Raw genomic sequence first — 19425 nt, 5'->3', positions numbered from 1 at the left:
CCGCGTTTGGGGCGCATGCCGCCAGCCTCGCCTCGATGTCCTTATTGTGCCCCCGGTCTGCTCGGCGAACGCTTCGCTCACCTCACCGATGAGGCCGCCGAAGATCCGTCCCTGCTACACGCGGGGAGAACCGGCTGATCCAGAACGCGGAAGCGCGTACTTGCCCGGGCTTCCGTGCCGTCGAGCTCCCCGATCGGAAGAGCGGGGTGTTTGAAAACACGGTCGCGGGCAGACGATCGTTGACAGCAGCTTTAGAGATCGTCTCAGTTGGTCAATCTCCGGTAGCAGATGAGGGTGGCGGCGATGCCGGCGAAGGCGAGGAAGTGCTCGGCCTTGCGTTCGTAGCGGCGGTGAAGACGACGGCACCCGGACAGCCAGGCCACCGTCCGCTCCACGGTCCAGCGGTGACGGCCGAGACGCTGGGAGGATTCGATGCCCCTGCGGGCGATGCGCGGCGTGATGTTCCGAGAACGGAGCCATTTCCGCAGGTGGTCGTAGTCGTAGCCCTTGTCTCCGTGGAGTTTGGCCGGACGGCGGCGACGCGGTCCACGGCGGGAGCGGATGGGCGGTATGCCTCGGACGAGGGGTTCGAGACCCTGGCTGTCGTGGGTGTTGGCGGCGGAGATGCCGATGGAGAGGGGCAGACCCGTCCGTTCTGTGATCAAGTGGATCTTCGAGCCTTTCTTGCCGCGATCAACAGGATTCGGGCCTGTCAGCTCCCCCCTTTGAGGGCTCGCATGTTCACGGAGTCGAGCGCACCTCGACCAGTCCAGCTCCCCGCGGGCGCCGAGCTCGTCCAGCACCAGGCGGTGGAGCTTCGCCCACACGCGCGCCGCGGTCCACTCGGAGAACCGCCGGTGGGCCGTCTGCCATGAGGCACCGAAGACAGGCGGCAGCTGCCGCCAGGTGCACCCTGACGTGGCGACAAAGATGATCGCGGCGAGCACCGCGCGATCGTCGACCCGTCGACGACCGCCGCCTTGCGGCCGCGTGGGGACCTGCGGTCTCACAGCCCGGAACAAATCCCACAGTCCCTCTGGCACCAGCCCCTCAACGAAGGCCATCGAGTACAGCCCCCTCCATCGGTGCCGGAGCCACCGAGGTGTCCGTGACCTTGCAGGGAGACCCGAATCGCGCCAGGTAGTGCCACACCTTCTTGACCGCCTGGAGGTCACAGAGGCCGGCGCGTGTAGCGTCTCCGACGATCCGAGGATCGAGCACGCCGTCGACCGCGATCTGCGTGCCCAAGTCGACATACTCCTGACCGCGGTAGTCGGGGTAACATCGAAGTTCCTCAACCCTGAGTCGGAAGCCGGGATGCCACTCCACCGGGCAGCCAAGACGCTGAGCCGCCTCCTCGACCGTCGTGCCTCGGTAGCAGGGGTCCAGCACCAGCGCCTCCACATCGCATCGCAGCTGGACCGACGCGTGCACCTGCGCCTCGATGTAGTCGTCAAGCTCGTCCTGCCGATCGGCGCAAGCAAGCTCGATAAGCCCCATGCGGGCCGCGACACCAAAATCCGACGGTTCGAGGAAACTGTCCGGGTAGCAGAACGTGCTCCGCGTCAGCGTCTGGGCCGTCAGCCGGAAGTGGGCCGAGCCGAACCGTGGTGCCCCGCCAACCGGCTTGCGGCGGAAGTTCAACGCCCCGTAGACGGGCCGCTCATGAGCGGTCGCTTCGTCATACGCCCCGTCGAAGATCCGGCTCTCCCAGCGCCACCGGTCGCCGCCTGGATGCGCGGTCAGGCCGCCGTTGCTGGTCCCCGTGACGAACTGCGAGTGGTAGACGCCGCCCTCGGCCATAGCGTCCAGGATCGGCTGGCCGTGCAGCAGACGGTCAGGGTGGAAGTTGAGGGTCACCCGCAATGCCGGGTCCATCGGAGGGCCCGACGCCAGTTCCGCGACATGCCGAAGGGCCCGTTCCTGCGCTGTCTGGGAGGCTGCAGAGCTCATCAGCACAGTGTTCCCCACCCTGATCAACCGGTGCACGCGAATTGTCCACCGACAGCCCGTTCCAGCGTGACGGAGCGTTGATGGATCACCAATCGAGACGATCTCTAACGCGTCCAGCGGGGCGGCAGAGCCGCCCGGTTCCGCCAGTAGTCCGCATCATGCGGATCCACCAGGCAGCCGACCAGTCGCTCAGAGCCTGCCGCAAACGCCTGGGCCAGTGACGTCGCCTCGTCGACAACCAGCGTGAGTTCGTCGATGTCATGGGTGGCGTGGTCGGTCTCGCACCAGCAGGCCACGTTCACCGCCGCGTTTACGGCGATCTTCCCCTGATCCGTCCAGAACACCTGCAGCCAGAACTCAAGCTGATCGCCTCCGTCCGCATGCACGATGATGTCGGCCATGAGGACCACGGCCACACCGGGCTGCGGACCAGGACACACGGCATGCCCCGGTGCCCATTGCCACTGAGGCACGTCCTCTTTGACGCGAGCCGCATCGACAGCGTCGGCCACGACACGCATTGCCTCCATGTCGGCGGGTGGCAGCTGCGGGAACAGCGTGGCCAGCGGAACATCATCGAGCGTGCCTCGGCTCATGAGCATGGACCTGATCATCCATGCGAACCGGACGCGCGAACAACGGGATCTCGCCTACAGAGCCAGCGGCATGCACAGAACGCGCCTTCTGGACAGCCGCCGAAGTGAGCACGTTCATCCGTACCTGGCTGAGCACTTCAACGAGTACGCCGACAGACAGCGGACCGCCCGCCCCCGGAGATGGCGGACGCCGGGCTGATCGCCCGCTCACCCTCGGCCGTCACGACCCGACTGGACGACTCCGTTCCGTCGGCCGCACGGTCCCGCTGCGTCCTGACGCGGCCCGCGAGCTCGCCGAGCACCTGACCCCCGCCGACTCCGCCCATCCCTGGACCGGTGTGACGTTCTCGTCGGTGTGGGGGCCCGCGACGTCCTCGACACCACCCTTGTCCAGCCCGGCCTCGTCGCGGAGATCAGCGCCGACACCTCCGTCGACCGCGGTGGTGTCTACCGACATCCGATCCGGTACGTGCGCCTGCGTCTGGATGCGGCCGTGGAGGACGTGCCCCGGTTGGGCGGGGGTCCGGCCGCAGCCACGGGATAGTGCCGCCCGCCGATGCTGGGGTGGGCACCTGCACAGTGGGGGAGGGGCAGGTGCCCACGGGTGACGACCGGGGGCCGCTCACCGCGCCGGCCGCCGGTTCCAGCCTAAATCCACCAAGCCGCAGGCACCGCAGCAAGGGAGCTCCGCCCGGACTGACCATGAGTGGGCGCAGGTGTTCGTCAGCTGGTCTGTTGCAGCGACTGCGGCATGGCAGGGGCGTGTACACACCCGCTGTTGGCCGAGGTGGTGGGGATGCTCATGCGGCGCAGCAGATCCCGCCCGAACTCGGCGGCCCCGACTGCGCCGATCATCATCACCTCCGCGCCGCAGCGGGCGGGGGCGACGGCTCGGTTGGCTCCCTTTCCGCCGGGGACCGTGCGGAAGGCGTGGCCGGTGACGGTCTCCCCAAGCCGGGGGCCTTGGGGACGTAGGCGACGAGGTCCATGTTCGTACTGCCGAGCAGGGCGATGGCCGTCATGAGCGTGCTGGGTCCACGCCGTCCCCAACACAGCGCTGATTGCCGCCGCCCTCACCCACGCCGAGGGACATTTCACCCACTCCGTCCACCGTGTCGCCCGTGCATCCGAGGCCTCGGTGACGGGGGCGTGGCCCAGACGGCCGCGCCTGGCCCTGGGCGGGCGTGCGGCTCGAACGGCGCCGGCGGGTTGCGTGTTCTGGCGGGGGTGTCGCCGTTGGGAGTGCAGGAGGCGGGTGCGGCTCCGGCTTCCGGGCGGTTTTGATCACGCTGGGAAGGGCGGGCCGGGCCCGTGTGAATGTCGACCAGGGGAGAGTCGTGTCCCAGCCTCATGTTTCCGATGTGCCGCCGCGGGGCGAGGGCCGCCGCTGGCATCCGGCCCTTGCTGTTCCCGTCGTGATCGCCGCTACGGCCGTGCTTCCGCCGCTGGGTGCGGTGCTGGCGTTCTGGGCTCGCTGGGGCAAGTCGGCCAGGGCCGTCACGGTCACGCTGGCCTGTGTCTGGTTCATCGTGCTGGTGGCCGCGGATCCAGGTGGGCAAAAGCCGCGGGACGACGCCAAGGGCGCCCCGCAGCCGACCGTCACGGCCACCGCGACTGCGACGGCCACGGTGATGGTGACGCTCACCCCCGCCCCCATTCCGGCCACGGCGTCGGCCTCTTCCGTCGCCGTGCCCACGCCGGCACCCACCGTGCTGTCCCCGTCCCAAGACGTGGCAAAGACCACAGGACCCCGGCAGGCGCCCCCCGCCCCCGGCGGCCCACAATCCGGTTCCGGCAGCGGCGGCCGAGCCACCCCCGACGACGGCAACGCTGACGGTCCCAGCAAGGCGGTCAGCTACCGCAACTGCACTGACGTCCGAGCCGCTGATGCTGACCCGATCCGCCGCGGGGACCCCGGATACGGGCGTCACCTCGACCGTGACGGCGACGGGGTCGCCTGCGAGTAGACACCACCACAGGAGCCGCCCGACCCGGGGATGCCCGGCCGGACGCAAGTCCCGGCCGGGCATTTCGGTCGGCAGCACAAGTTCGTTTTGATGGCCGGACACGGAGGGCGTGCGCGGGGCGTGCTCTTCGTGCCCGGCAGCGGCCTGCCTCGGGTGGGTCAGGGGGCCGGTTCGTAGACGACGGTGGTGTTGCGGCAGTCCTCGGCGAACCCGAGGAGGGCCTGGCGCTCGTTCTCGTCGACGGTCAGGTCCCAGCGCAGCTTCTTACCGACCCAGGTTGCGGCGTACGTGCAGTGGTAGGAGCCGTCCGAGGACAGCCACTCCGCCGGGTCCTTGCCGGCCTTGCTCCTGTTTGGAGGCGGCGGAGACCGCGATCAAGGTGTATGGGCTGTTCTGGTCGTTCGCGTACGCCTCCCGCCGCGCCGCCGACTACGGCACCTGTTCAAAGTCGTACACCTCGGCGAGCGGCACGAAGTGGTCGACGTCCAGGCGAGGGGCGTTCGTCACCACGATGTTGTCGTAGGCGGAGCGCCAGGATCCGCCGGTCAGCTTGCAGCCGGCCGCCACCTGCGGCGCCTTGATGGCTTCAGCGAGGATGACCTCCCTGCGGGTGTCCCAGCCATCCCTGGCGTTCAGGCCCTTGTTCCAGTGCTTGTACAGGTTCCGGCTGTAGCCCTCGCGGTGCTCGACAGCCACCGGCGGCCGGTCGATCGCCTCGAACAACGGCAACGGAGCACGCACCCGGCCGGGCCCGCCACACCAGCGGCCACCGGTGCCACCGTGGCGGCGGGAGCGGAATGGGCGGCCAGAGCCGCGAGAACGGGGTAGGGGCGCACGGGGCGAGCGCGGGCAGACCGCGCAACGTCAGGTTCTTGATCAGACTGGTTGTTGACGAGCATACGCAGGGTCAGGCTGCGCTTCTCCGGCGGCAGGGCCTTCATGCCAGTGCGACGCCGCCTGCCCGGTCGCCGGAGGTGTCGTGTGGGGCGCCTGTCCGCTTGCCCTGTTCGGAGGGCATGTGGGAGGGGCGGGGCGACCGTGCAGGTGGCAGGCGGCTCGTAGGCGGATTCCGGCGGCCTCGTGATGCTGTGAAATTGCATGGTGAGGCGGCCGTCGAACTGAAGATGTGCTCCGTTCGGGTGAACGTGGAAGGCGTGTCGGTCGCCCGGCTCCGACACCGGGAGATGCATCGATTGCATTATCTGATCGCTTGATTGGCGGATTTGGCGCAGCGTTTTCGAAAACGTGCTCTACAGGGGGTGGGGGCACCGCGGGTGCGCGGGGGCCGTTTCTGCGCACCCCGGTTTCACGCCGGCGGCCGGCGTGGTGGTGCGGGCATCGCCGTGGTTACCGTTCGGGACCTGGACTCGGACACGCACTGCGAAACGAGAAAGGGTCCCGAGGGCGGCAACCCCCGGGACCCTGCGCGTTCGACCGGGCGCCCATCCGACCTAAGGAGAGACAGCCGTGATTGAACGCGCGTACCGGAAATTTGTTGCCCTTTTTCCGGCGTTGCCCGAAGGTACCATTCCGTTGTTTTGGGCTGCGCAAACGGAAACCCTCAGCACCCTTTCGGTGATGCTCCGTTTCGGGTCCGTGCTGACGGGCGCCGCGATCTGGGCCGTGCTGCAGGGAGCGGCCTCCGAGGAAGTACTGCTCATGGTCGCGCCCGCTGCGTTCGGCGACCGCAGCGTCGTGATGTTTCAGCGCCTGCGGCGCTTCTGAACTCGGCGGCGGCGTCGCCCTGGTGAGGGGACGGCGCCGCCGTCAGGCGGGCTCCGGACTCAGCGTGCCCGACGGATCGCCGTCCGCCGCCGCTGCAGGCGCCCATCGACAACGCCCCTCGTCCTCAACCACGGACGTGCGGCAGTGCGTCGAGAACCGGACAACTCCCGCGCACCGTCATGTCCGCATCCCGCCGATCACGACCGGCCGAGGTTCTGATGCCCGACACCTTTCCCGCTCACGCCTCCCGCCCGCACACCTCCGCCGGGCTGCCACCCTCGGAGGGGCCACACCCCACACGTGGTGGCGTGATCGCCCTCGCCTACGAAGCGTTCTGCGTCACCCACCACGCCGTCTATGCCCGCTACGCGGCCCTGCGGCTCGGCAGTGCCCGTGCCGGTGCGGAGACGGCTGCCGCGGCGCTGGACGAGCTCGCGCCGCTGTGGGCGTCGGCGCTGACCTGCGCCGCCCCCGCCGCGATCTCCTGGCAGCTGCTCACCGAACTGGTCAACGCCCGGGCCGGCGGACGCCGGCCGGTCCGGGGAGAGTCGGCCCGGCGGGCGGACGCGGTGATCCTCGGCGAGCACCTGGGTCTGTCCGGGCGAGAGGCCGCCGAAGCGATGGGCCTGCCGGTGCGCGAGTTCGACGTACTTTTCCGCGCCGCACGGCACGCTCCCGGAACCTGAAGGGAATTGCCCGGCGCATGCGTGCGGCGCATTCGGATAACCCGACAGGCGACCGGCTTGAAGGAGCGCGCGCCAGGGATGCGGGACGCGGAAGACCCGGCTGGTTTGCGCCCCCGTGCGTCACCCCGGCAGGGGAGGGGGCCTGGTCACCTTCCCTGCCGGGCTCTTAACATGGCGTGCCTACCGTCGAGGCCGGAGCCGCCGCCTGCGTGGTCCGGCACCATCCTGGGGGCCGACCTATTCCATGATCGATGTCAGCAAACCCAGCGTCGCACGCATGTACGACTATTTAATCGATGGCACGGACAATTATCCCTCCGACCGTGCCGCCTGTGCCGAGCTGCTGAAGATGGCTCCCTCGACACGGGAACTCGCGCGGATCAACCGCGCCTTTCTGGTGAGGGCTGTGCGCTACCTCGCCCGTGAAGCGGGAGTCTTCCGCTTCCTGGACCACGGGTCCGGGCTGCCCACCCGGCCCAACGTCCACGAGGTCGCCCGGCAGACGCATCCGCAGGCGCGGGTCGTCTACATCGACAACGATCCCCTTGTCATCGCCCACGGGCGGGTGATGCTCGAAGAAGACCTGCGGAATACCTGGGTCATAGGGGCCGACTTCCGCGACACCGACGGCATCTTCGCCGCCCCGGAGGTCCGCCGGCTGGTGGAGGACGACCAGCCGGTCGCGGCGCTGTTCGTGTCCGTCCTGCACTGCATCCCGGACGAAGACGACCCTTGGGGCCTGGTCAAGAACGTCGCGCGCCGCCTTCCGGCCGGGAGCTACATGGTCATCTCCCAGCTCGCCAGCGACGACGCCGCCCTGCGCGAGGAGGTCACCTCGTTCATGCGGGAGATCACCGGTGGCACTTGGGGGCGGGTGCGCAGCACGGAAGAGGTCCGCTCGCTGTTCGACGGCCTCGAACTCGTCGAGCACCCACGGCCGGTGGAAGTGTCCACGTGGCGGCCGGATACAGACATCTTCCCCCGGCAGCAGACCCGGGAATGGATCGAATTCGGCGGCGTCGCGCGGGTCCGCTAGCTCTGGTCCACGAGGTCGTCGATCCGGGCCTGGAGGAAACGGAGTGTGTCCGCCTTGCCGAGCGCGTGCTGGAGCACCCCGTGCAGGGACGCCCGGTGCTCCTCCAGGCGCAGACGTTCCTCCACCCACACCGCGGTGACGTTCGCCGCCTCCACGTAGAGCATTTCGGAGGGCCCCTCCGCCTCCGGGAGCTTGAGCAGCGTCATCGCGGTGGTCAGGGGCGGGCAAATGCCCCACGCCGACGTCGGGAACACCCGAATGTGCACCCGGTCCCGGTTCTCACAGAGGCTGAACAGATACCGCAGCTGTTCGCGCATGACGGCCGGACCGCCGAACGGCCGACGCAGCAGGGCCTCATCAATCAGGGCCGTGAACTCCGGCGGATCGGTGCGCTCAAGCAACTGCTGGCGCTGCTTCCTCACGTCCCTGCGCTGTTCCAGCTCGGTGCGGTTGCCGGCTTCGTCCAGCTTGGGAACCTCGAACACGGCGTTCATGTAGGCGGTGGTCTGGAGCAGGCCGGGAACGTAGTTGCCCTCGTAGGTCTGGATCTCGCTGGCGCGGCCCTCAACGTGCAGGAGATCGCTGAAGGCAGCGGCCACCACGCCCTTGTGACGCCACCACCACGGCCGCTCGGTGTCCAGGACGAGCTGGGCCCGCATCATCACGCTGCGGTACTCCTCACCCTCACGGGGCACCTCGTAGAGGTCCAGCATGCGCCTGATGTCGTCTTCGCTGAACCTGACGTTCGAGGCACCGTTCTCGATGCGACTCAGCTTCGCTGGCGATGAGACGGCCCCAGCGCGCACCACATCGTCGCCGGTCAGCCCGTAGGCGGTCCGGTGCCGCACCAGTGCGGCGCCCAGCAGGCGCCGCACGATGGGCGGGACAGAAGAGGCCGGCTCCGGCGCCCGGACCGGCTCGCTTCCGCCCACGACTTCAAACGGCCTCGGCCGAGCGGCCACATTCTCTCCCCGGTCACATTGCGAACCCGTGCCAGCCGTGATCCTGGAGTCCGGCGCGTACGGACGCAACCCGGGGCCAAGCATTTTCAGACGGTCATGCCATCGAACTCCCCGCCCCGTGCACCCGCGAGGAACGCGTCGATCTCCGCCCGTGTGAACACAAGTGCGGGCCCTTCAGGGAACCGGGAGTTTCGTAACGCAACGGCATCTTCTGCCACTCGTGCAATTTCAACGCAGTTGTTGTACGCGTCGCTCGCGCGCGCTTTCCTCCAGACGACACCCTCAAAATCCGTGGCGTTGATCCCGTTGTCGTAGTGGTTGGTCATGAAACCTCCAGATCGCTGTTGACCAGCAGAGACTTCCCATTGCCCAGCCTGCTGGGCAGGAGCTGACGGTGTTCCCTGGCATCGCCGTGAAAGTTTCACCAGCCGGCGGGCAGCGACGAGCCTAGCCGCCTTCCGGGCCCGGCCGCCGTCCCTCGGAAGAGCGTTCTTTCCGGTCACTAAATCCTCCAAATCCGTCTCTGGCCCGAGGGCGCGGAGCGGCTGAGAATGGCCGAGAAACCAGACACCCGGAGTTCTGCCCGCCCGGGAGAGCCGTTCTGCCGTCAGATCCGCTCATCCGCCGCGACCGCCCTGGGGACCGGACTGACCGGCGCTGTTCACCAGCGTGTGCCTGTCCGCCGACCACGCCTCCCCAGAGGACCGAGGCGTAGAAGTTGGGCGCCCATGTTGGGTAGTTGGCGTGTCCGCAGGTCGACTGTGGGGAGTACCGTCCGGGTGAGGAGTCCAGACCGGAGAGGTGCCGCTCATGACCCATTCCCCTGACACCGGCATCGGGGCGCGCGTGCGTGTGGCCCGGATCGCGGCAGGCCTGACGCAGGCGGAGATGGCCGGTCTGGTGGGCCGCTCGGAACGCTGGGCCGAGGACGTCGAGGCCGGCCGCCTCCCCCTGGACCGCTACTCCCTGATCACGGCCGTGGCCACGGTCTGCGAAGTCGATGTCGTCTGGCTCCTCGGACAGCCCTACCGCCTGCGCCGCGAACAGGGCTCCGCCGTCCCGCACGTGCCCGCGCTCCGCGCGGCACTTCGCCGCTCCTCGCTGATCCTCTCCGGCCACCCCGGTCTCGTACCGTCCGCGCCGGCAGCCGACGTCCAGCGAGTCCGGGACCAGGCCGCCGCCACCAACCGGCACCGCCAGGGCGCGAACCTTCCCGCGGTCGCCGGACTCCTGCCCGCCCTGCTCGAGGACCTCAACACCACGATCCTGATGCACGAGCGCGGCACCGCCGAGTGGGACGAAGCCCTGCGCCTCCTGGTCGACGCCGCCCGCAACGCCCGCCAGACCCTCAACCAGACCGGCCTGCCCGATCTGGCGTGGGTGGCGGCGGAAGTCGCGGCCGGGGCCGCGACCCAACTGGACGACCCGATCGTGAAGGCCGCCGTCGCGTGGGACCGGTGCGGCGCCCTGCTCCACCAGGGCTCGGCCCGCGAGACGCAGGCGGTCGCCGACGCCGCCCTGCGCGATCTGGAGCCGAACTCGGCGACGGGAGACACCGACGCCCTCGTGCTCGAAGGCGCGCTGGTGCTGCGTCAGGTCGTCGCATGCGCCCGCGCCGGCGACGCCGACGGCGCCTGGAGCCAGGCCACCCGCGCGGTGGAGGTCTCCGACCGGCTTCCGGAAGGCCATCACGATCTGCGGTGGCAGACCGTGTTCTCCCGGGCGAACGTCCTGGTGCACACGACCGAGGCCGGCGTCGAAGTCGACGCCCCCGACACCGGGTTGTCGTTCGTCGACGACGTCGACGTGGCGGCGATGCCGAGCCGGGAGCGCATCACCCACTACCGGATCGACGAGGCACGGGCCATGCACCGCATGGGCCGCTCCGGCGACGCCGTGGTCACCCTGCGGGCGGCGGCGCAGCGCGCCCCGCACTACGTGCACGCCCACCCGATGGCCCGTGAGCTGGTCGGCGACATGGTCCGCCGGGGCGTCCCGTCGCAGGCCGCCGCCCTGTCGGGGCTGGTGCGCGGGATGGAACTTGTGTCCTGAAACGGGTGCGCATATGCCAGTTGGGCGGCCTACAGAAATGCTGTGGGTCGCCCTTCGCCTTCGGCGGGACCCTCGTGCCGTGACCATTACCTACGGTTCCCAACCGGGCACGGGGGGCGACATGGGCGACACCCTGCACGTCCTGCACGGCCGCGACACCATCGAGAGCGCCGCCGCCTATCACCGGCTCGGCTGGCCCGTCGCGATCGGCCACCGCCAGCGCACCGGCTCCGGCTGCACCTGCAAGGACAGCCCCACTGCGACGCCCTGCGTCACCCCCGGAGCCCACCTCATCGGGGACGCCGTGAAGCCGCTGGAGAGCGGTGACCTCACCGCGGCGTTCGAGGCCGCACCCGGCGCCGGAATCATCGTCCCGTGCACGCACTTCGACGCCCTGGTCGTCGGCCACGCCATCGGCATGGGCGTCATGCTCCGCGCCGACGCGACGAGCCTGCACATCCCCTGCCTGACCGCCGGGCACACCACGGCGACCCTGCTAGTGGAAGCCGGCACCGGCACCCTCCTCGCCGACTGCCCCCAGGTCGACGTCCGCTCCGGACCGCAGGACTGGGTGGCAATGCCACCTTCGTACGGCATCCGCTGGGACACGGCACCGGACGACGAACTCCCCCTCCCGCCCGCCCGCGCCGTACGCCCACACCTGGCGCAGGTGCTCAAGCTCACCCTCGCCGCCCGCGCACAGGGATGACCGCGGTGGCCGGCCGAACCGGACGCCGCCCCGGCGCGGTGTCCGCGCCGTACCAGGTGGGCGACGTGGTGCGCGGACCCGAATCCCTTCCCCCAGGCGACTACCGCACCCCCGCCATCTACGAGGGGGAAGTCGTCCAGGTCGGCAGCGGCTGGAACGGCGTCGACGCGGACAACGCCTACCTGTGGGTGCGCCTCGCGGACCGCTCCGAGCGCCGCCTTGCCATAAGAGGCTGCGCCCTGGTCCCACCGGCCGAGCGGTCCGTCCCGTGAGCCCCCGCCCGAGCCGGGCGGACTGATCCACCGCAGCAGCCACCGGCCGCTCAGGACTGCTGCGGCTCTGCCGGGCCGGTGCCCCACCCCCCTTCGGGAGCACCGGCCCGGCCCACCCGAACTTCCGCCCCGCGACCCGCTCGCGGCGGCGGTCACCACGTCCGCCCTTCCGGGCGGAACCGCGCCGGGCTTTGTCCGACGCACACCCGAGGCAGGCAACCGGCCCGCCTCACGGCAGCAGGAGGAACCCACCATGCCCCACAGCCCCACGCCCGACCCGAAGCCGGGGAGCGGCCTGCTCCTCGCATCCCGGCGGATCAACGCCGCCCGCACCCGCGCCGAGCACGAGGGCGACGGAGGCGGCACCGGCCGCTCGGACGGCAACGACTACTGAGGATTTCAGGGTGGGGTCGGTGGGTTGATTGCCAGGTCGGTGGCGGTGAGGCAGCCGTCGATGAGGTGGGGTCGGAGTTGGATTCTGCGTAACTCACGGCGGAGTTTGCGGTCGAGGTCGTCGAGGGTGTCGAAGGCGGAGTTGGCCATCGCCCTGCGCACGAGCGACCAGATGGCCTCGACGGGATTGAGATCGGGTGCATAGGGCGGCAGCCGGATGGTGGTGAGCCACTCGTGCTCGGCCTCGTACCGCTTCAGTCCGGCGGCCAGGTGGGTGTTGAGGATGCCCCTATGTTGCGTCAAGGTGCAGATGACGAGGCAGCAAGGGCCGACGGCGGCTGGATCTGACGGTAGATCTCGCGAGCGACGTAGCGTTTGAGGCAGCGGATGATCTCGCGTTTCGACATGCCCTGTTTCGTGCGTCGTTCGAGGTAGAGACGGGTGCGGGCATCACGGCGGATGCGTGTCACGACGATGCGGTAGAGGGCAGCGTTGGCCTGCCGGTTGCCCCCGCGGTTGAGCCTCCGGCGCTGGGTCTTTCCGGAAGACTGCTCGACAGGGCTGACGCCGCACAGAGCTGCGAATGATGCCTCGCTGGCCAGCCGTTCTGGGTTGTCGCCGGCGGCGATCAGCAGGGCAGCGGCACTGTCGGGCCCGACGCCGATGATGTCCAGGAGCTGCGGATGGCAGCGATGGACGGCTTTGCTGACCCGGCGGGTGAGTTCCTTCACCTCGGCGGTGAGCTGCTGGATGCGCCGGGCCAGCAGCCGGAGCGTGAAGACGGCAGCGTCGCCGGCGTCGGGAAGGTCGGCGCACCTGGCGATCAGGGCCGTGTTGCTGAGCTTGGACAGTGCCTCACGCAGCGCGGGATCGACACCGAGCAGCACGGCCTTGAGCTGGTTCTTTGCCTGCGTGCGGGCCTTGACGGCCGATTCCTTTGCCAGTCGCAGCACGCGCATGTCGGCCGCCGGGCCCTCGCCGGTCTTGGGTGTGACGTCAGCGCGTCCGGACAGGACCGCGCGGGCGGCGGCCTCCGCATCGACGGCATCGGTCTTGCCGCGCTTGCGGCGCAGGGCGCGGTCGGGCTGATTGACCTCGATGACCTGGACGTTCTCCCGGCTCAGGAAGCGTGCCAGGGCCGCTCCGTAGGATCCGGTGCACTCCACACCGGCTCGGCGCAGGGCACCGAAAGAGCGTGCCCAGGCCAGCAGTTGGCGGTATCCGGTGGCGGTGGTCGGGAACTGCTGGTGGGCCAGGAGTGCTCCGAGCACGGTGATCACTGCGGCGACGTGTACGTCCTTGTGGGTGTCCACCCCCAGGATCACGTCCTCTGCCAGCGGTTCTTCTGGCTGTGCGGGCAGAGTCGGCTGGGGCATGCTGGTGATGGTCACGCGGCTCCTTCATCGGCTGGGGCTGATGGCCGACGCCGGGCCGGGTGGGCGGTCAGAACTGTGATGGTGCCTTGTGCGGCAAGGCCCCTATCGGGACACGCCCGCCGGTCCGGCGGCAGCAAGCACCGCCCGGGACCACGGGCCGACAGATCCTGAACAAGGCAGCCTGGGCCAGTTGTCCCACGGGTCAGACCCTGGCCCCGGACGACGCCCCATGAGTCTCACAGTTGTCCCAGACCACCACGATCGGGCCGCCGAGCTGGATGTGCGCGCGGACCAGGAGGTCGCGGTAGTCCTGCCAGGAGAAGCTCTTGCGGGCGCCCTGTAGCAGGAGATGGTTGCGGGGGCGGTGGATGAGACGGCTGGGCTCGCCGGGTTTGTAGCAGCACAGAGCCGCGACCGAGGTCCGGCGTCGAGACCTGCCTCTCACCCGGATGACGGGGGTGTGTCCGCGCCGGCCCCAGGTGCGGGCGCGGGGCGGCGTCATGGAGAATCCGGCCTCGTCCTCGAAGACGATCCAGCCCCCACACGCCGCCGCGAGGCTTTTACCTGGGGCCACACCTCCTTCTTCCAGAGCTCGACCGCATGTTCGTCGCGTTCGAGTGCTCTGCGGGCGGGTGCCTGCCAGGACCAGCCGTGCCGTTTCAGCAGCCGCCACGCCGTCGGCACCGAGAGAGTCACTTGCAGCCGACGGCGGATCACCGTCTGGACCCGGGCAAGCGTCCACCGCTCATCGTCGAACCCCTGCGCTGAGGGGCCCTTGCTGAGTTCTTCCTCCAGCGCGGCGAACTGGGCATCGGTGATGGTCGGGGAGTTCGCCGGGCCCGCGGAGCGCAAGGCCTCCATGCCGCCCTCGCGCCAGGCACGACGCCAGCGCTCCACCGACCGCACACTCACCCGCAAGTCCTTCGCGATCACCGCGGTCTTCTCACCCGCCGCGAACCGCCCGCCGGCCTGAAGCCGGATCCCCTCACGAAACGCCCGACGCTCAGCGGTCAGGCCCCCACCCTCCGGATAACGCATACCACCGGCATACCGCAGGGATCATGAACCGTCACTCCCCGACGACAACCCGCAAAGCTCAGTAACGGCAGGAGCTGACCTTCTGATGTTCGACGCCCCTTCGTGGGCGGAGCGGCTGGGCGGGGACCTCTTCCTCGCCCAGTCGTATTTCCGCTCCTACCTTGTCGTCCGGGGCAAGCCCGACGACTTCGCAGGACTTGTGTCCTGGTCCACCCTCAACCATGTGATCGCCACGCACCGGCTGGAGCCGCCGCGGTTGCGGCTCTCGCAGGGCGGCGAGATGGTTCCGCTGCACCGCTACGCGGTCCCTGTCACCACCCGCCGGTCCACGGTGTGGCACCGCATCCAGCCCGCCGAACTCCACGCGCGCATCCGCGAGGGCGCCTCCCTCGTCGTCGACTCGATCGACGAACTCCACCCGCCCATCACGAGGGCCTGGAGCGATTTCTGCGTACCCCGGTCCAGGTGAACGCGTACGCGTCGTGGACCGCGACCGAGGGCTTCGGCACCCACTGGGACGACCACGACGTCGTGGTCTGCCAGGTCGAGGGCGCGAAGCGGTGGCGGATCTATGGCCCCACCCGACAGGCCCCTACCTGGCGCGACACCGACACCCCGCAGGTCCCGGACGGGGAGCCGCTCGCCGACATCGTTCTCAACCAGGGGGACACCCTCTACCTGCCCCGCGGCTGGTGGCACGTTGTCACCGCCGACCAGGGCGCCCCGTCCCTCCACCTGACCTTCGGCCTCACCACCCAGACCGGCGCCGACTTCATGACCTGGGTCGTCGACCAGCTCCGGGACGACATCCGCTTCCGCACCGACGTGCCCCGTTTCGACACCGCGGCCGCCCAGACCGCGTACGTCGCCGCGCTCCGCGAGGCGATGGCCGCCGTACTGGACGACCCGGCGGTCACCGACCGGTGGACCCGCTCCCTCGACGCCACCCACCACGGCCGCCCGTACACCTCCCTGCCCCACCTGGGCCAGGTCCCCGCCGACCCCGACCTGACCGTCCGGCTGACCTGCCCTCGCGCCCGACTCGACCAGAACCCCGACACGGGGGAGTGGACGCTCGCGGCGGCCGGGACCGCGTGGGACTTCGCCGCCCCGGCGGGCCCCCTTCTCACGCGGCTGACGACCGGGCAGCCGGCCACGCTCGGCGAACTCACACAACAGGCAGGCCTGCCCGTCGCCGACGTCGCCGCAGTGCTCACCGTCCTCGTCCAGGGCCAGGCCGCCGCCGTCACCGGGGCCGACCGGTGACGGCCGAAGCCGCCCTCGGCACCCACCGCGTCCACGCCGCTGGCACCGCGGCGCGGACCGCGTGCGAGGGCGGGACCGGCTGGATCGACACCGCCCCCAACTACGGCGCAGGCACCGTCCACGCCGAGCTCCGCCCGGTGCTCGACGCGTTCCCGGCGGTGAGGGTGGCGACGAAGACCGGCTTCTACACCCGCGCCCAAGGCCACGCGGCCGCCGAGGCCGGGGTACTGCGCACCGAGCAGGCCGATGCCCGGCACAGCCTCGCCCCGGACTTCATCGACTGGCAGACCCGCCGCTCCGCCGCCGCCCTCGGCCGCGCCGACATCGTCTTCGTCCACAACCCCGAGACCACCGGCCACGGCGACCGCGACCGCCTGCACGCGGAACTCCGCGCCGCCTTCGAGGTCCTCGAAGACCTGGTCGGCTCCGGCCTGATCGGCGGATATGGGATCTCCACCTGGTCCGGGTTCACCGAGGACGCCTTCACCGTCCCCGAACTCCTCACCCTTGCCCGCGAAGCAGGCGGCCCCGGCCACCACCTAGCCGCCGTCCAGCAGCCGGTCAGTCTGGTCATGGCCCAGCCGATCACCCGCGCACTCGACAGCCGCGGCCCACTCATCCAGGCCCGCTCCGCCGGCCTGCTCACCTTCGCCTCCGCTCCCCTGCACGGCGGGGAACTCCTGGACCTGATCACGCCCGAACTGGTTGAGTTGATCCGGCCCGGCGCACACCCGGCTACCGCGTGCCTTCTAGCCGCCGGCTCCTGCCCGAGCCTGGACGTCCTACTGGTCTCGGCCAGCACACGCGACCACTGGGACACCGCCGTATCGGCCCTGGACGACCCGCTGACCGACACGGAACTCAGGAAGGTGCTCGATGTACTCGCCCCCCCATGACGCCACCCAAGAACGGATGGAGTCCGCGCACGCCGAAGCGGCCAACCGCCTCTCCACCGCGACCAGCCCGCCGTATGCGTGGGGCTGTAACGGCCGCACCATCAGCTCCCGCGCCGGCACCGACCACTGGCTCCGCGTCGAAGCCACCCCCGACGACCGGGCCAGCACGCGCCTACCGCACGAGGGCATCACCGGTGCCGAGAACCTCCCGGACGCCGTACCGCGCCCTCGCCTGCATGCCACGGTCCGCTGGACCAAGGACGGCTGGACCTACGACGCCGACCTGATCTCCTACATCCTCCAGCCCGTCATCTCTCAGAACACCCCCGAACTCCTCACCGACCCAGACCTGACCGACGGGTGGTGGGACGAGCTGCACCAGGCCCTGGAAGTACTGGCCGGGGTGGCGACGGAGCGGGAGACCGTCCGCACGCTGTGGATGCGCCGCTCCTTCCCGCTCTTCCTCGGCATCGACGCCCCGGACCACATCGAGCGGGCGACTGGGCACGGCGACCTCCACTGGGCCAACCTCACCGGCGACCCGCTCACGGTGATGGACTGGGAACGGTGGGGGAGCGTGCCGGTCGGCTTCGACGCAGGCCTCCTTCACGCAGCTACAGCCTCCGCGTCCCCGCGGTCGCAGCCCGCGTACGGGACGAGTTCGCCGACGTCCTCAACACTCCGGCCGGACGGATCGGGGAACTCGCCGCGCTCTGCGAACTGCTCCAGTCCGTCGCCCGCGGCGAATACACCGACATCGCCGAAGCCCTCATGAGCCGAGCCGAAGCCCTCACCGGCCGCAGACCACCCGTCCCACCCCACCGCTGAGAGATACGCCGCGTGCAGCCCGAGCCTCCCGCCCTTGGCGACGTAGTCAGGCTGCACGTGGACACCAGGTCAAGTCCTGCCCGTCTACCTTGATGAGGGCCGTCTGATCTGGACGGGCGGCTATACGGACACGGCGGGGCTCATCGAAAACGCTCATGATTTGGAAGCTAGGGGCGCTAGGCAGACGCCAACCGGCTGCCCACCTCCTGCTGCTGAGGTTGGCTCACGGCGTCCACAGCAGGGATGCCCGGCGGGGCTTCGGCGACTCGGTCAGCAGTGACTTCACACCACCAGGTACACCGAGCCGTGCCAGGGCCCAGTCGAGCGAAGCAGCTTCGGCATCGCACATCCGCGCAATCAAGCTCGTCTGTTCTGGCAGAAGAATCCTTCGGGGGATCACGATGGTCTCGCGGACCCGGTCGAGGGGCAGTCCCCGCTGAAAACCCTGCGCGGTCGGGCGGAGTGCGTCCTCGTTCATCGGCAGAGGCAGGCGGCGGCGGGCTGCGTTCGAGACGATGATCCCGGCGACGTGGACGTACTCGCCCAGGAGCGGACCGAACAGGTCGGCGAGCGCGTCGGTCTTCGCCGCCAGGGACATGTCGGCGAAAGGCATTGGAAAATGGAACAGACCACTGTGGTCTTCAACCCAGATCCACGCGGTGCCCGCTCCAGCCGTCTTCGCGCACTTGCCCCGCACCTTGTCCAGGAGTCGCTTTCCCTGGTCGCTCTCCACGACCTCCCCGGTCAAGGTGGTGCCGGGGGGAGCCGCTCCCGTGTTGACCGTCAGCCGCCTGCCGGCACCGCTCAGGACCTCGACGGCCGACCCCGAGTCCGCGCACAGCCGGGCGGCCTCCTCCGTTCGCCTCTTCCATATCTCGAAGTCGTGGCTGTTGAGAAGTTCGGGAAAGTCCCCTTCCCAATAGATGTCGCGGTCCCCCTCCACGGTGATGAGGTGCATTCGGCAGGTCTGGCGGAACCTTTCGTAGTCCTGAAACTTTTGGTCCTCGGCGAAGGTGACGACCTCGATGAAGACCGGGCCGATGCGAACGTCACCGGGCCCTCCGCGGGCCTTCGCCGGCTCCAGCTCGACCGGGAGCCCGCGAGCCATTCCCATCAGGGCGAGCCGAGCCTGCGTCTGAGTGTGAAGAAACCGAGACAGAGTGACGTCGCGGCGGGCATCTCGCTTGACCGAGGCAAGGCCTGACACCCCCACACTCTCCAGGTAGGCGTACGCCGCCCACCACCGCACCGCCTCCACCCATGCTCCGCGCTCCGCTCCGTTGAGCAGCTGGAGAACAGGGGACGCTCGACCCAGACCGACGAAGGTGTCGCTGGCCCGGTTCAGTGCGGGGGAGGGGGTCACGGCTTTGGGGAGCCAGCGGCTGTCGAAGAACGCGGTGAGACCAGCGACAGCGCGGGCGGTCACCTCGTGACCTGCGGGGGTGAGGTAGTCGGCGCCCTCCGGGCAGCCAAACCACGCCTCCCAGTCGATCGTCCGAAGCCCCTGGTCGATCGCGTGCCACGTGTCCTTATCGCGAGGGTGCATGGCCATCATCATGAAGGACCCACAACTACGGACGCGGACCTTTTCCGGAAGCCCGGGCACCTGACCCCGACCGCCCCGGCCAGCGTGGCGGCAGTACGACACGACGAGGCTTCTGCGTACGTGA

22 protein-coding genes and 2 pseudogenes are annotated in these 19425 nt (G+C 69.6%); 12 read left to right on the top strand and 12 right to left on the bottom strand.

From position 1 onward, the window contains the following. Positions 1–263: 263 nt before the first annotated feature. The 3 genes from ACFWU6_RS15615 to ACFWU6_RS15605 all read right to left on the bottom strand — a co-directional run bounded on the left by ACFWU6_RS15615 (position 264) and on the right by ACFWU6_RS15605 (position 2555). Entirely contained in the window at positions 264–1064 is an 801-nt protein-coding gene (locus ACFWU6_RS15615; RefSeq protein WP_383981376.1) for an IS5 family transposase, read from the bottom strand. Next, a complete protein-coding gene (locus tag ACFWU6_RS15610; protein ID WP_383981374.1) occupies positions 1051–1953 on the bottom strand; it encodes a DUF3626 domain-containing protein in 903 nt (300 codons plus the stop codon). Before ACFWU6_RS15610 ends, ACFWU6_RS15615 begins: the two co-directional genes overlap by 14 nt. Before the next feature lie 104 nt (positions 1954–2057). After that, entirely contained in the window at positions 2058–2555 is a 498-nt protein-coding gene (locus ACFWU6_RS15605; protein ID WP_383981372.1) for a hypothetical protein, read from the bottom strand. 349 nt (positions 2556–2904) lie between these two features. On the opposite strand from ACFWU6_RS15605, the gene ACFWU6_RS15600 reads away from it, so the two are divergent. Beyond that, complete coding sequence (locus tag ACFWU6_RS15600; RefSeq protein ID WP_383981466.1) at positions 2905–3093, top strand: hypothetical protein; 189 nt, start codon at positions 2905–2907, stop codon at positions 3091–3093. Between the two features lie 269 nt (positions 3094–3362). Here ACFWU6_RS15600 and ACFWU6_RS15595 read toward each other — a convergent pair. Continuing rightward, a pseudogene (locus tag ACFWU6_RS15595) lies at positions 3363–3571 on the bottom strand (PfkB family carbohydrate kinase); the annotation flags it as partial. Between the two features lie 393 nt (positions 3572–3964). Between ACFWU6_RS15595 and ACFWU6_RS15590 the strand changes: the two are divergent. Next, the gene (locus ACFWU6_RS15590; protein ID WP_242439050.1) at positions 3965–4516 is read left to right on the top strand and encodes an excalibur calcium-binding domain-containing protein; all 552 of its coding nucleotides are present in this window, start codon (positions 3965–3967) and stop codon (positions 4514–4516) included. Between the two features lie 429 nt (positions 4517–4945). Here the strand turns inward: ACFWU6_RS15590 and ACFWU6_RS15585 are convergent, their stop codons facing one another. Beyond that, positions 4946–5212 carry a hypothetical protein gene (locus tag ACFWU6_RS15585; protein WP_383981369.1) on the bottom strand — a complete coding sequence of 89 codons (267 nt, stop codon included), beginning with the start codon at positions 5210–5212 and terminating at the stop codon, positions 4946–4948. 771 nt (positions 5213–5983) lie between these two features. Between ACFWU6_RS15585 and ACFWU6_RS15580 the strand changes: the two genes are divergently transcribed. The 3 genes from ACFWU6_RS15580 (at position 5984) to ACFWU6_RS15570 (ending at position 7963) form a co-directional block, all read left to right on the top strand. Next, positions 5984–6241, top strand: a complete 258-nt coding sequence (locus ACFWU6_RS15580) for a hypothetical protein (RefSeq protein ID WP_073921102.1) — start codon at positions 5984–5986, stop codon at positions 6239–6241. A gap of 308 nt (positions 6242–6549) precedes the next feature. After that, positions 6550–6927 carry a hypothetical protein gene (locus ACFWU6_RS15575; RefSeq protein WP_383981367.1) on the top strand — a complete coding sequence of 126 codons (378 nt, stop codon included), beginning with the start codon at positions 6550–6552 and terminating at the stop codon, positions 6925–6927. Between the two features lie 244 nt (positions 6928–7171). After that, positions 7172–7963 (top strand): SAM-dependent methyltransferase, encoded by a 792-nt coding sequence (locus tag ACFWU6_RS15570; RefSeq protein ID WP_383981365.1) that lies wholly within the window; start codon positions 7172–7174, stop codon positions 7961–7963. Here the strand turns inward: ACFWU6_RS15570 and ACFWU6_RS15565 are convergent. After that, positions 7960–8838, bottom strand: coding sequence for a helix-turn-helix domain-containing protein (locus ACFWU6_RS15565; protein WP_383981363.1), 879 nt, complete (start codon positions 8836–8838; stop codon positions 7960–7962). The genes ACFWU6_RS15570 and ACFWU6_RS15565 overlap by 4 nt on opposite strands. 173 nt (positions 8839–9011) lie before the next feature. Then, entirely contained in the window at positions 9012–9251 is a 240-nt protein-coding gene (locus ACFWU6_RS15560) for a DUF397 domain-containing protein (RefSeq protein WP_383981361.1), read from the bottom strand. Between the two features lie 484 nt (positions 9252–9735). Between ACFWU6_RS15560 and ACFWU6_RS15555 the strand changes: the two genes are divergently transcribed. The 4 genes from ACFWU6_RS15555 to ACFWU6_RS15540 all read left to right on the top strand — a co-directional run bounded on the left by ACFWU6_RS15555 (position 9736) and on the right by ACFWU6_RS15540 (position 12352). Next, the gene (locus ACFWU6_RS15555; RefSeq protein WP_383981360.1) at positions 9736–10977 is read left to right on the top strand and encodes a helix-turn-helix domain-containing protein; all 1242 of its coding nucleotides are present in this window, start codon (positions 9736–9738) and stop codon (positions 10975–10977) included. A 79-nt stretch (positions 10978–11056) separates the two neighbouring features. After that, positions 11057–11686 (top strand): hypothetical protein, encoded by a 630-nt coding sequence (locus ACFWU6_RS15550; protein WP_383981358.1) that lies wholly within the window; start codon positions 11057–11059, stop codon positions 11684–11686. A 5-nt stretch (positions 11687–11691) separates the two neighbouring features. Then, a complete protein-coding gene (locus ACFWU6_RS15545; protein ID WP_383981356.1) occupies positions 11692–11958 on the top strand; it encodes a hypothetical protein in 267 nt (88 codons plus the stop codon). Positions 11959–12211: 253 nt separating this feature from the next. Further along, positions 12212–12352: a hypothetical protein gene (locus ACFWU6_RS15540; protein WP_383981354.1), complete on the top strand. Its 141-nt coding sequence runs from the start codon at positions 12212–12214 to the stop codon at positions 12350–12352. A gap of 5 nt (positions 12353–12357) precedes the next feature. Here the strand turns inward: ACFWU6_RS15540 and ACFWU6_RS15535 are convergent, their stop codons facing one another. From ACFWU6_RS15535 to ACFWU6_RS15520, 4 genes are all read right to left on the bottom strand, one after another. After that, positions 12358–12654, bottom strand: a complete 297-nt coding sequence (locus tag ACFWU6_RS15535) for a transposase (protein WP_383981352.1) — start codon at positions 12652–12654, stop codon at positions 12358–12360. Next, complete coding sequence (locus ACFWU6_RS15530; protein WP_383981350.1) at positions 12651–13742, bottom strand: IS110 family transposase; 1092 nt, start codon at positions 13740–13742, stop codon at positions 12651–12653. Before ACFWU6_RS15530 ends, ACFWU6_RS15535 begins: the two co-directional genes overlap by 4 nt. A 187-nt stretch (positions 13743–13929) precedes the next feature. Further along, positions 13930–14301 (bottom strand): transposase, encoded by a 372-nt coding sequence (locus ACFWU6_RS15525; protein ID WP_383981348.1) that lies wholly within the window; start codon positions 14299–14301, stop codon positions 13930–13932. Next, positions 14226–14765, bottom strand: a complete 540-nt coding sequence (locus tag ACFWU6_RS15520; RefSeq protein WP_383981346.1) for a winged helix-turn-helix domain-containing protein — start codon at positions 14763–14765, stop codon at positions 14226–14228. The genes ACFWU6_RS15525 and ACFWU6_RS15520 overlap by 76 nt, the downstream gene beginning before the upstream one ends. 85 nt (positions 14766–14850) lie before the next feature. Here ACFWU6_RS15520 and ACFWU6_RS15515 point away from each other — a divergent pair. The 3 genes and pseudogenes from ACFWU6_RS15515 (at position 14851) to ACFWU6_RS15505 (ending at position 17702) form a co-directional block, all read left to right on the top strand. Next, positions 14851–16031: pseudogene (locus ACFWU6_RS15515) on the top strand (cupin domain-containing protein). Continuing rightward, positions 16028–16927, top strand: coding sequence for an aldo/keto reductase (locus tag ACFWU6_RS15510; protein ID WP_383981344.1), 900 nt, complete (start codon positions 16028–16030; stop codon positions 16925–16927). The pseudogene ACFWU6_RS15515 and the gene ACFWU6_RS15510 overlap by 4 nt, the downstream one beginning before the upstream one ends. Before the next feature lie 16 nt (positions 16928–16943). Further along, positions 16944–17702, top strand: a complete 759-nt coding sequence (locus ACFWU6_RS15505) for a hypothetical protein (RefSeq protein ID WP_383981343.1) — start codon at positions 16944–16946, stop codon at positions 17700–17702. A 276-nt stretch (positions 17703–17978) separates the two neighbouring features. Here the strand turns inward: ACFWU6_RS15505 and ACFWU6_RS15500 are convergent, their stop codons facing one another. Then, on the bottom strand, positions 17979–19313 hold the full coding sequence (locus tag ACFWU6_RS15500; protein WP_383981341.1) for a hypothetical protein: 1335 nt from the start codon (positions 19311–19313) through the stop codon (positions 17979–17981). Between the last annotated feature and the right edge of the window lie 112 nt (positions 19314–19425).

It is taken from the genome of Streptomyces sp. NPDC058674 (genome assembly GCF_042716505.1).
Classification (GTDB): Bacteria; Actinomycetota; Actinomycetes; order Streptomycetales; family Streptomycetaceae; genus Streptomyces.
This window is presented reverse-complemented; position numbering and strand designations above follow the sequence as displayed.